The sequence below is a fragment of the uncultured Microbulbifer sp. genome (assembly GCF_947498635.1).
Classification (GTDB): Bacteria; Pseudomonadota; Gammaproteobacteria; order Pseudomonadales; family Cellvibrionaceae; genus Microbulbifer; species Microbulbifer echini.
This window is the reverse complement of the sequence record NZ_CANMKV010000014.1, coordinates 65,351-77,864: the sequence shown is the minus strand read 5'-3', so window position 1 is coordinate 77,864 and position 12,514 is coordinate 65,351. Positions and strand designations below refer to the sequence as shown.

Here is a 12,514-nt window from a genome sequence, read left to right as displayed (position 1 = left end):
AAAAAATAAGACAATGGAGAGAAAACATGGGAATTCCGTCAAAACTCAAGCAGCATTCCGCTCTGCTATCTGCCTGTTCAGTAGCAACTCTTTGGTTAGCCAGTGGTGCAGCCCCCAGTTTTGCCGCTGAGGGTTCGGTTGGTACTCTGATGGAGGAAGTGCAAGTGACCGCGCGCAAGCGTGCGGATGCCGAGATCCTGCAAGAGGTTCCGGTTGCAGCCACTGCCTATTCCGGTGACCAGTTAGAGGCACTGCACACCAAGGATCTGCAAAGCCTATCTTTTAAGATGCCCAATGTTCAGCTGGAGGATGTGGGCACTGTCAAAAACACCGCAAACTTTACTGTGCGCGGTCTCGGTATCAACAGTTCCATTCCATCCATTGATCCCACCGTGGGGGTGTTTGTGGATGGTATGTATCTGGGGGTAAACGCTGGCGTTGTCACCGACCTGTTTGACCTGGAAGGTGTCGAGGTCTTGCGGGGGCCACAGGGGTTGCTGTTTGGCCGCAACGTGACTGGTGGCGCGGTGGTAATTAAGACCGCTCGGCCCACAGAGGAGTTTTCCTCGCGCTTTAAACTCTCTACCACAGACAATCTGGACACCGTAGCAGCTGGCTCAATCAACGGTGCCCTCTCCGATACCGTCAACGGTCGCTTAACGGTGTATTACAACGATGACCGGGGCTGGTTCGAAAATGTGGCTACGGGCAATGATAATGCCGGCGCCTCCGATAGCTGGTTTATTCGCCCAAGTTTTAGTATTCAGCTGAATGACACGGCTGAATTGCTGGTACGTATGGAACACGGCCGGATGGATTCTGATGGTGTGGTAGCGCAGAACCGTGGTTCTGAGCCCTATTTTGAAGTGACGGATACAGGGGTTATTCCATGGGGTAGCGCCACCCAAATAGCTGCGTCAGTGGGTATTGATGATTGGGATAACAGCAAGGGCTCGTTTGAGGTGGCCCAGAACGAAGAGGGCTCCCAGAAAGATGAGTGGAGCCAGATTATTACCGAGTTCAACAAAGATATGGCCTTCGGCGATGGTACCATCACCAATATTCTTGCCTGGCGTGAGTATGAGGCGCGCGGTATGGGGGATATTGACTCCCTGCCCCTGACGCTTTTCCATGCGGATTCTAGTGTTGAGCAGAGCCAGCTCAGTAATGAACTGCGCTATGCGGGTCGTTTTGGCCGCACCGCCTTAACTACCGGCGCTTACTGGTTTAGCCAGGATGTGACCTACCTGGAAAATCGTCTGCTGTTTATGGGGGCATTCGATTGGACTGGGGGCGGCAAGCAGGACCACAGTACTTATGGCGTATTTGCCCAGGCGGATATCGACCTGAATGAGGCTTGGGTTTTGACCCTGGGGGGACGTTACTCTAGAGAGAAAAAAGACGCCAAGATTGCCTCTATTCCACTGAATACCTGTACCTTGAGCGGTTGTTCCTCCTATGACGAAAACGGTATAGATAGTGAGAGCTGGAGTGCTTTCACGCCCAAGGTGGGCCTGCAGTGGACCGTTTCCGATGATACCCAGCTGTATACTTTCTGGACCAAGGGTTTCCGCAGCGGTGGGTATAACTTCCGCAATGCCGGGATTAACCCTCTAACAGGAAAGCCTTATGCACCACAGGCTACTGATCAGGAGGAGCAGAACAGCTTCGAGATCGGTGCCAAAGTGGATTGGTTGGATGGACGCCTGCGCACGAATATGGCGGTATTCCACAATACCATCGACGATATGCAGCGGGAGGAAAACCTTCCAGATGCGGTAACCGGTGTTGCGCAGATAATCCGCAACACCGCTGACGCCACCATTCGCGGTGCGGAGTTGGAGGCTATGGCGGCCCTGAGCGAAAACCTGCTGTTTACTTTTAATGTTGGCTATGTCGATGGGGACTACGACAAGGTATTGGGTGATCTCAATGGGGATGGTCTTGTAGATGGTACCGATCTCGGTCTGGAGATTCCTCGGTTGGCGCCCTGGACTTACGGTGCGGGTTTTATCCACGATCTGCAGTTAGGGGCCTACGGCACACTCACTTCCCGTTTGAACTTCAATCATCGGGATGAGGCGCCTTATACGGATGACAACCGCGGTATGTTGTCGGAAGTCGACATGGTGGATTTCAGTATCGGCTTTACGCCGGACAATGGCAGCTATACCGTCTCACTATTCGGCAAGAATATGCTGGATGAAATGGCCGAAGGCAACAACACTCAATTGCCACCCGAAATGGGGGGAATTGGCGCCAGCTTTACCCCACTCAATAAAGGCCGTGTGATGGGGGTGGAGTTCCTGTACGAGCTATAAAAATTAGACGCTCTCGCCATTAATTGGGGCACTTGCCGCCGTTGATGGACTTCCTTGTGGTCGGGGTCGCTTGCACAGACTTTCTTTTGAGGGGGTGTGTGGGAGTCCCTGGTCACAGTCGTATTTACTCACCTGTAATTTCTTGGTATTAGCGGTACAGTAGTGCTGAGTATGCCCAGGATGGTATCCAGAAATAGTTGCCATTGCTTTACCGGGTCGTGAAGAAATAGAGGAGTGAAACATGCGTGCGATTGATTTACTGGAATATGGTGGCCCCGAAGTGATGCGGCTTACGAACCTGCCCAAGCCGCAAGCGGCGCCTGGTGAGGTATTAATTGAGGTGGCCGCCGCAGGCGTTAATCGGCCCGATATCGTTCAGCGCAATGGACACTACCCGCCCCCCCCCGGAGCCTCGCCAACCCTGGGGCTCGAAGTGTCTGGACGAATATCCGAAGTTGGTGAGGGGGTGGAGCGCTGGAATGTCGGCGATAAAGTCTGTGCCCTGACCAATGGCGGTGGTTATGCGGAGTTTGTGGCTGTGCCTGAAGGGCAGTGCCTACCGATACCCGGCTCACTATCTATGCTTGAAGCGGCCGCCCTGCCGGAAACTTTTTTTACCGTTTGGGCCAATGTGTTCGACCGCGCCCGGCTGCAAAGCGGCGAGATTTTATTGGTACACGGTGGCAGTTCCGGTATAGGCACTACGGCTATCCAGCTGGCTCACCAGCTTGGTGCCAGGGTTTTTGCCACCGCTGGCTCCGCTGAAAAATGTGCAGCCTGCGAAAGGCTTGGTGCGGAGCGGGTAATTAATTACCGAGAAGAGGATTTTGTGCAGGTAGTGCGGGAGGCCACCGCAGACCATGGGGCCGATGTCATCCTGGACATGGTGGGGGGCGATTATATTGAACGTAATATTCGTGTGGCGGCAAATGATGGGCGCATAGTAAACATTGCTTATCTCCAGGGAGCCAGTGTCGAGATTAATATGTTGCCGGTGATGTTAAAGCGGCTTTCCCTGACGGGATCGACTTTGAGAGCTAGAACGGATCGGGTAAAAGCGGGGATTGCCCAGGCCTTGGAAGCCCAGGTATGGCCACTTATTGAAGCTGGCAAAATTCATCCGCAAATTGCTGCGCGTTTTCCCCTGGGGGACGTTTCTGAGGCGCACCGGTTACTAGAATCTGGCAACCTCGTCGGCAAGGTTGTATTAACCCTCTAAATCTCAAGAGGCCTTCTTCGTCAGATACTAATATGTGAGGCTAAGTAAAATTTGGCTAGGGTGCAGAATATTTGGGAATCTGTTTGATAACACCCTCAGGAGTATTTTGTGGTGAGCAGTAAGTGTTATCCGGGGAGCGATTTATAGGTGATACTGCGCTGACATCATCGCTCATCATTTCGACATAGGCCTTGTAGAGATTGCTGATATTGCGCACATATTGCACCGGTTCTGAGCCGCGCACATAGCCGTACCGCGCTCGCTTGAAGTATTGAGGTTGTGCCAGTTTCAGCATGGCCACTTCGACATTGTCAAACCAGATATTGGGGTCGAGCCCCAATTGTTTGGCGAGACGCTGCGCATCGAGTAGGTGACCGTAACCCGCATTGTAAGAGGCGAGGGTGAACCACAGTTTGTTGACCGTTGGCAGTGATGGATTAAAGCGATCACGCACCCAATCCATATATTTCACCCCGGCCTTGATACCGCGTTCCGGTTCAAAGAGTGGCGGAGGGAAGCCCATCTCCTCCGCGGTTGCCGGCATTACCTGCATCAAACCTTGAGCGCCAACGGGAGAGACGGCTTTTGGGTTGAAGTTACTCTCTTGCCACATTTGCGCCACGATCATGCGCCAGTCAAAATCGTATTTGAAGGCCGATTCTTTCACCAGGTCATCGTAGGGTGAAAGGTTTTCCCCGGGAATAACCCGGCTACTCACCCTCTGCATAAAGCGTTTATTGGGCTCGAAATAGGCGGCGTACTGTTTTTTGTACTTGGCGGTTTTTCTATAGTCCTGTATGAATTTATTGAGGTTTTTTAGTAAGTGCCAGTTCTGGCGCAGCACTAACCAGCCCTGGGGTTGTGGATCACCAAGTAGGGTGCCAAGTACCAGGTTGGGTTGCACCGAAGCCTCAATTTTTGCGCGGCCTGAGTGGGCGATGGTGGCATCAATCAGCCCGTCTTCAATTAAAGAGAATATTTGTGACTGTGACATGTCTGGCGGCGCAACTTGAATTTCCACATTAATTCCGGCATCGCGCAGTGTTTTTGCGCTGTCAATAAATGAGGAGTAGGCACGCAATGTTAATTTTCGCCCATTCAAATCCTGAATTTGCTCGATTGGCGGTTTATCTTTATTGCTGATCACTTGATCTGCGGACTCGACATAGGGTTTGGTAAATACCATTCCCTTTGCCTCATAGGAGGATGTGATGTTGAGTTCAGCCCCGGCAAAATCTCCCCGACCGGCCCGGAGCCAGTCCGCCAAGTCCTCCTCGTAGGGCACAACGATAATTTGCAATTGCAATTTGTGCTTATCGGCAAAGGCTTTTGCCAGGTCGTAGTCAAACCCCATCAATAGTCCTTTCCAGAGGAAATATGTCGTGGGTCCGTTATAGGTAAGCAGACGAATAACACCGGATTTTTTGATGCCTTTCCAATCGGTGATACGCTCTTCCTGGGCTTTTACCAGGTTTCGGGTAAGAAAGTTATCCACCGTGGAATGGAGCCTTTTCGCATCCTTGCGCAGCCCCCAGGCAATATTCTGTACCTCGCTGACATAGGCACCTAAGCGCAAGTCATCCCGGTAGTTGCGCAAACCCTCGGCTGAAAAATCCTCCAGAATTGCCACCCGATTTTTTCCCTGGTTGAGCATGTCCACCAAGCCGTCGCGATTGCCGTAAACAACAAATTCTTTCACCGTGAGGTTTGCGTCCGGGTACTTGGCGATCAATTCTTTTGCCGTTTCTATATTGGCTGAGCCCTGTGGAACAATCAGTTCAACATCTTTCAGTTTGCTCGGGTCGCTAATATCGGGCCCGGAGGGGCCTGTAACAAGCTGTTGGCGGGAGTGGCGAATAGGAACTGCGAAGTCGATAATTTTTTCACGAGCATCCGTAACGGTTAGGTTATAGGCGATAATATCGGCTTCTCCGGCAATTACCATTTCCACCGCTTGGTCGGGGGTTGCGGCTTTAATCCACTTGGCTTCCAGTTTTAATTGGTTGGCGAGTTTATTTGCCAGTTCGAAGTGGCGCAGGCTGACGACGCTGTCGCGGGGAAGTAAGTTTTCTGAGGCACCGGTCAAATTTACAAAGCGAATGGTACCGTGCTTTTTTATTGCCTTGAGGTCGCCGGTCTCAATGTAATTGACTTGTTGTTCTTTCGCAGGGGTAACAGGTGTCTCGTTGTTTCGTTTTACCGGCATGTTATTGGCTTCAGGAGACGTAGAAGTAGTCTCTGAGCTGGGTGTTGTGGTCTCAGGTGCTTTTTTTGCACAGCCCGCAAATGCCAGGGTTAGTATCAAAAGATATAACAAAACCCTGATAAAGGGGCTTACAGCCTTATAACGACACTGCATAGATCGCTCCAGAAGCTCTCTACTTGCGGATTATAGTGTCGTGCCGCAGCGGCTCATTTACTGGGTTTTATTTATTGATGCGTTGAAAATTGGTTTAACTCAGTGCGGGGAGTAAATGCCTGCGTTGTGGACAGGGGGATATTGAGAAAACGGGGTTCTCCTTTTTATACCGGGTGAGCCTTAATCGATACTTTCTATCCTGGCAGAGAAATGGCCCTGGGCCAGTTGCACTTGGATTTCCTGGTCCACGGTGAGTGTGCGGCTATCTTTCAAGGCCCGACCCTGTGAGTCTTTGGCAATGGCATAGCCCCGCTGTAGAACGGCCAGCGGACTCACATTGTTGAGCAGCTGTGCCTGCTGGTTGAGCCTGTCGGTGTTGCGTTGCAAGAGGTGTTTCATTGCGCGTTGCAGCCCGTTTTGCGCCATACGTAATTGTTCGTGTTTTTCCTGTAGGCGGCGCTGGGGTTGGCAGTGAGTGAAGGCCCTGTGGGCCACCGTTAATTGCGACCGACGCTGTTGGATCTGCTGCTGCCCCGCGGCGAATAGGCGCATTTCCAGATGGTCCAGGCGCTGTGTGCGGTTTTGTAGCTGCTCGCGAGGGTGGCGCAGTTGGTTGCGTCGCAACATGACCTGCTGCTGCAAATGGCGCATTTGTTGTTGAGTGGCTCGATATAATCGAAGCTTGCTGTTTTCCAGGCGTTGAAATAACTCTGCGGCATTTGCGCTGGCGATTTCTGCGGCGGCAGAGGGCGTGGGTGCGCGTACATCGGCGGCGAGGTCAGAAACCGTCGTGTCGGTCTCGTGACCCACGGCGGAGATTGTAGGAATAGGGCAAGCCGCTAAAGCCCTCGCCACAACTTCTTCATTAAAGGGCCAGAGATCCTCCAGAGAGCCGCCGCCGCGACCCACAATAAGCAAGTCGTGGCGACCGCTGCGCCCGGCCTTTTCAATAGCAGCGGCGATCTGCTGCGCAGCCCCCTGTCCCTGTACGGCCACTGGCCAGAGTTCAATTTGTGCCCCAGGGTGACGGCGCCCCAGCACATGGATCATGTCGCGGATAGCGGCGCCGGTGGGGGAGGTGATAATGCTAATATTGGTGGGTAAATAGGGCAGGGCACGTTTGCGGGCGCTATCGAAAAGTCCCTCAGCCTGCAGTTTTGCCTTGAGCTGTTCCAGCTGGCGCATCAGGGCGCCAAAGCCGGCCTCCTCCATATGTTCGACGATCAGTTGGAATTCACCGCGCCCCTCATAGAGACTCACCCGTGCGCGGATCAGTACTTCACGACCGTTCTTCGGAGGGAATGCCACGCTGCGGTTGCGCCCACGAAACATCGCGCAGCGCACCTGGGCGCGGGCATCCTTCAGGCTAAAATACCAGTGGCCGGAGCTGGGCACAGTGAAATTGGAAATTTCGCCGCTGATCCAAAGCAGGGGCACACTGCCCTCCAGCAGGTGTTTCACCTCCCGGTTGAGGTCGCTAACCGACAGGACGCTGCGCTTGGTGTTGGGAGCTGCGGAGCTGGGCTGCATCTGTGCCTCTCAAGAAAAAACTGGCGGAGCAATATTGCAGTATCGCCAGTTTAGGTAAAGTGCTTTACTCGATAAATCCAACTTTGTGTAAATTCTCATTTGCGCTTTTTTACTTGGGGGGTATAATCGCGCCGATACCCAATCCCGCCTATTCGAGGTTTGAGTGTCAACAATGTCTGAATCTAATCTGCGCATCGCGCGCGAAGCCCTCACTTTCGACGACGTCCTACTTGTGCCCGGTTATTCCGAGGTGACTGCCAAGGATGTCAGCCTTAAAACCCAACTGTCCCGCAACATTACCCTGAATATTCCCATTGTCTCCGCCGCTATGGATACAGTGACGGAAGCGCGCCTGGCGATTGCCCTGGCTCAGGAAGGCGGTATCGGCATTATCCACAAGAGCATGTCTATCGAAGAGCAGGCGCTCGCCGTGCGTGCTGTGAAAAAATTTGAAGCCGGTGTGGTTAAAGACCCGATTACAATCGAGTCTGATGCCACGGTTCGTGAGCTAATTGCACTGACCACTCACCACAATATTTCCGGTGTACCGGTGATGGACAGAGGGGACCTGGTGGGTATCGTCACCAGCCGCGATGTTCGCTTCCTCACCGACCTGGATGTGAGTGTTGCCAGTATCATGACACCGAAAGAGCGTCTGGTAACGGCACATGAGGATGCGCCCTCGGACCAGGTGCGCGAATTATTGCACAAGCATCGCATCGAAAAGGTGCTGGTGGTAAACGATAATTTCGAGTTGCGTGGCCTGATCACCGTTAAAGACTTTAACAAGGCTGAACAGTACCCCAATTCCTGTAAAGATTCCGATGGTCGCCTGCGTGTCGGTGCCTCTGTGGGTACTAGCCCCGATACGGATGACCGCGTGGCGGCTCTGGTTGAAGCCGGCGTAGATGTACTGGTGGTAGATACCGCTCACGGTCATTCTCGCAATGTGATTGAGCGGGTACGTCGCATCAAGAAGATGCACGCTCAGGTAGATGTGATCGGTGGAAATATTGCCACCGGTGAAGCCGCCCGCGCTTTAGTCGAGGCGGGTGCCGATGCCGTCAAAGTGGGTATCGGCCCGGGCTCCATCTGCACCACTCGCATCGTGACTGGAATCGGTGTGCCCCAGGTAACGGCAATTGCCGAGGTATCCTCTGCCTTGGAGGGCACAGGAGTCCCCATGATCGCGGATGGTGGTATCCGCTATTCCGGTGATATCTCCAAGGCGATTGTAGCTGGGGCCTCAGCTGTCATGATGGGTTCCATGTTTGCCGGTACCGAAGAGGCACCGGGTGAAGTGGAGCTATATCAGGGGCGTACCTACAAGTCCTACCGAGGTATGGGTTCCCTGGGGGCCATGTCCCGCACTCAGGGCTCCTCCGACCGTTATTTCCAGGATGCCAGTAAAGGTGCGGAAAAATTGGTGCCGGAGGGTATCGAAGGGCGCGTCCCCTATAAAGGACCACTGTCCGCTATCGTGCACCAGATGCTGGGCGGCCTGCGCTCGGCGATGGGATATACCGGTAGTGCGGACATCGAAATCATGCGCACTCGCCCAGAGTTTGTACGGGTCACTACTGCAGGCATGGGCGAGTCCCATGTGCACGATGTGCAGATTACTAAAGAGGCGCCCAACTATCCGGTGGGTGGGCGCTAAGCCTTCCCGAGTAAACAGCTTCCAGCACCCAGCCGCAAACGGACCTTTCAGGTCCGTTTGCCGTTATTCACCATGTTATCGAGTCAATCATGAGCCAAGATATCCACTCCAGCCGAATACTGATCCTCGACTTCGGGTCCCAATACACCCAGTTGATCGCCCGCCGTGTAAGAGAGCTGGGTGTTTTCTCCGAAATCCGCGCTTTCGATATGAGCGAGGAAGAGATCCGCGAATACAACCCAAAAGGCGTGATTCTGGCCGGTGGCCCCGAGTCCGTACCGGAGGAGGGGTCGCCCCGAGCACCGGAAGTGATCTTCACTTTGGGTGTACCGGTATTGGGCATCTGCTACGGCATGCAGACGATGGCGCACCAGCTGGGCGGCGCGGTACAGGGTAGTGATATCCGCGAGTTTGGTTATGCCCAGGTGAAAGCGGAGGGTACATCAAAGCTGTTACAGGATATCAAAGACCATCTCAACGATGACGGCGAGGCGTTGTTGGATGTGTGGATGAGCCACGGCGATAAAGTTGTGCAGATGCCGCAAGGTTTCGAACTGATGGCCTCTACGGATTCCTGTCCCATTGCTGGGATGTACTCCGCCGAGAAGAATTTCTTCGGCGTGCAGTTTCACCCGGAAGTCACGCATACCTTGCAAGGGATGCGGATCTACGAACATTTTGTGATTGACATCTGTGGCTGTGAAAAGCTGTGGACGCCGGCCAATATTATCGAGGATTCCATCGCCAAGGTGCGCGAGCAGGTGGGAGCTGGCAAGGTACTGTTGGGGTTATCCGGTGGTGTCGACAGCTCAGTTGTGGCGGCACTCCTGCACAAGGCTATCGGCGATCAGTTGACCTGTGTCTTTGTGGATAATGGTCTGCTGCGCAAGAACGAAGGCGACCAGGTGATGCAGATGTTCGCCGACAATATGGGGGTGCGTGTGATTCGCTCTGAAGCGCAAGACGACTTCCTGTCGCGCCTGACCGGAGTGGATGAGCCTGAGGCCAAGCGTAAAATCATCGGCAACACGTTTATCGAAATCTTTGATCGCGAAGCTGCCAAGTTACAGGATGTCAACTTCCTTGCCCAGGGCACCATTTATCCGGATGTGATTGAATCCGCCGCCGCTAAAACCGGTAAAGCGCATGTGATCAAGTCCCACCACAATGTGGGTGGCCTGCCGGAAGATATGCAGTTTGAACTGGTGGAACCCCTGCGCGAACTATTTAAGGATGAGGTGCGTAAGGTCGGTCTGGAGTTGGGGCTGCCCTACGATATGGTCTATCGCCACCCCTTCCCGGGACCGGGCCTGGGTGTGCGTATTCTCGGCGAAGTAAAAGCCGAATACGCGGATATCCTGCGCGAGGCGGATGCAATCTTTATCGAGGAGCTGCACAAGGCCGATTGGTATCACAAAACCAGTCAGGCGTTCGTAGTTTTCCTGCCGGTGAAATCTGTTGGTGTTGTGGGGGATGGTCGCCGTTACGAGTATGTAGTGGCGTTGCGTGCCGTGGAAACCGTGGACTTCATGACCGCGCGCTGGGCGCACCTGCCCTATGCGCTTTTAGAGAAGGTATCCAATCGTATTATTAATGAGATAGAGCATATCTCCCGCGTAGTATACGACGTATCCAGCAAGCCACCTGCCACCATTGAGTGGGAGTAACTGTTTAGCTACACGGCTTTCTGATGGGGTGTTCAGCGCCCCACAGTCGGATTTTCCACACTGAGCGTTCCACTTTTCACAGTCGTGGCTATTTCCCTTGGGGATAGCCACCCGCTTCGCCCGTCCTCCCAATACTCTACACCCTTAACCCTAACTCGTTGATTTTTTAAGCGTTTCCATGTGTGGTCATTTTTTCTTCAGATTGTCACATTGGCGCAACCATGGGCCTTCGCAGCGGGGATAGTGGAGTTATCCTCAGAGATATCCACAGATTCTGTGGGTAGAGGATAACCCAGGGCCATTTAGTCCTAGTTCCGGGGCTGTTCGCGCACTTTTCCTTTTGAGCGGCCCCGGAATATCTTACGTATTAACCGGTAAGGGTGTGTACCCTGAGGATTTAATCCACGCCATTGAAGGTGAATGGAAGTGTGGTCATCGACAGAGGTTTTAGTCGCTGCGGAGACCCTGTGGATAGGGCGGGCTATTGACCGCCAGCTGCTTTTTAGAGGCATGGTGAGCGATGTACGCCAGGCTTAAGGCAAAGGGAGCCCAAAATGTTAACCACATGGGGGAGGGGCCGGATGTAAGGCGATACCCGTCGGAGGACATAAGCAGGAATGTGGTGATTAGGGAGATCATACAGGCAATGCCTGTGCCGGTAAGTCGAGCACAGATCAGGCCCCGGAGAAGGAGGCCTGAAAATATACAGAAAAGCCCCAGGCCTACTACCCCGCCGTAATACAACATGGAAATAATAATGCTGTGTGGGTGCTCCGGATTGATACCAACCTCATTGAGGACGGCCAGTCCCGCGCTGGTTTCTCGAAGGTTGGTTGCAACGCCAGCGCCGAAAAGCCAGTGATTACTCGCTTCACTCAGGGTGTGTTTCCAGATTACCAGGCGGAAGCTGGATCCACGATCCAGCAGTTCCTGGAAAAATGCCCATTCGATCTGGGTAATTAGCGCACCAAGAGTCACCATGGGTAACATAATCAGCGGCCAGAGTTTTAGCGAGTACAGCGAGCGTAGGTAGAGGGCGCTATATAAGATAATCGCAACGATCAAAGTGATTAAAGGGCCCCGGCTCTGGGTTAGTAGGGTATAAGCCAGTAACATCGAAGTAGCTGTGATCGTTAAAAGTGCATTGCGACGATCAAAAGGGGTTCTATCTATAAAGCCAATCGCCCAGAGTGAAATCAGTGCAGAGGGTCCCTGAATGGCATGAGAGAGGAATCCGGGCCCGGTGAGGCGTGCGGGGTAGAGCCCATCCAGCATGTAGGTCGCGAGTGTGGCGACCGTGGCAAACAGAACGATGGCGTGGGCGATATGCCTAAATGGTCGGCGGTTCTCCAAGATATCCCGCCCTATGATGTACATGCAGCAAATGAAGATACCGGTTCCGATCAGCCAACGTAGGTGGCGAATGGCTACCTTACTGGTGATATCTGTGCTCCAGAGGGTACTTGCAAATAAGTAGGTAAGTAGGGCGGCACCCACCCAAAATGCACTGGGGGTATTGGTAAAAAAACTTTTCCGCTCTCTACAGATCAAAAACAGTGTTGCCGGCAGGACGGCACAGAAAAAAACTGCTCGGTACAGCTCATCAACTTGGATTGTGGTGGCTGATAAAAAGAATAGGGGGATTGCGAGATGAAGGGTCTTAAGGGCACGAACCATGAATTTGGGTATCTATAAAAAACGCTTAATAGCGGAACAAAAGTACATCTTTATGAGTTCAGCCACTCTAAACCCTGAAAT

At 53.2% G+C, this 12,514-nt stretch carries 7 protein-coding genes; 4 read left to right on the top strand and 3 right to left on the bottom strand.

Annotation, left to right across the window (positions count from 1 at the left end; genetic code table 11):
- Positions 1 to 26 precede the first annotated feature (26 nt).
- Complete coding sequence (locus Q1A69_RS09480; protein WP_299584486.1) at positions 27 to 2,321, top strand: TonB-dependent receptor; 2,295 nt, start codon at positions 27 to 29, stop codon at positions 2,319 to 2,321.
- Between the two features lie 241 nt (positions 2,322 to 2,562).
- Positions 2,563 to 3,540, top strand: coding sequence for an NAD(P)H-quinone oxidoreductase (locus Q1A69_RS09475; protein WP_299584481.1), 978 nt, complete (start codon positions 2,563 to 2,565; stop codon positions 3,538 to 3,540).
- 55 nt (positions 3,541 to 3,595) lie between these two features.
- On the opposite strand, the gene Q1A69_RS09470 is transcribed toward Q1A69_RS09475, so the two are convergent.
- Both Q1A69_RS09470 and xseA read right to left on the bottom strand, forming a co-directional pair.
- A complete protein-coding gene (locus Q1A69_RS09470) occupies positions 3,596 to 5,746 on the bottom strand; it encodes a transporter substrate-binding domain-containing protein (RefSeq protein WP_299584478.1) in 2,151 nt (716 codons plus the stop codon).
- Positions 5,747 to 6,079: 333 nt separating this feature from the next.
- Positions 6,080 to 7,429, bottom strand: coding sequence for an exodeoxyribonuclease VII large subunit (gene xseA, locus Q1A69_RS09465; RefSeq protein WP_299584475.1), 1,350 nt, complete (start codon positions 7,427 to 7,429; stop codon positions 6,080 to 6,082).
- A gap of 172 nt (positions 7,430 to 7,601) precedes the next feature.
- On the opposite strand from xseA, the gene guaB reads away from it, so the two are divergent.
- Together guaB and guaA are read left to right on the top strand one after the other, a co-directional pair.
- Entirely contained in the window at positions 7,602 to 9,089 is a 1,488-nt protein-coding gene (guaB, locus tag Q1A69_RS09460; protein WP_299584473.1) for an IMP dehydrogenase, read from the top strand.
- Between the two features lie 89 nt (positions 9,090 to 9,178).
- Positions 9,179 to 10,756 carry a glutamine-hydrolyzing GMP synthase gene (gene guaA / locus Q1A69_RS09455; protein ID WP_299584470.1) on the top strand — a complete coding sequence of 526 codons (1,578 nt, stop codon included), beginning with the start codon at positions 9,179 to 9,181 and terminating at the stop codon, positions 10,754 to 10,756.
- Between the two features lie 447 nt (positions 10,757 to 11,203).
- Here guaA and Q1A69_RS09450 read toward each other — a convergent pair whose 3' ends face one another.
- Positions 11,204 to 12,433, bottom strand: a complete 1,230-nt coding sequence (locus Q1A69_RS09450) for an O-antigen ligase family protein (RefSeq protein WP_299584467.1) — start codon at positions 12,431 to 12,433, stop codon at positions 11,204 to 11,206.
- Positions 12,434 to 12,514: the final 81 nt, after the last annotated feature.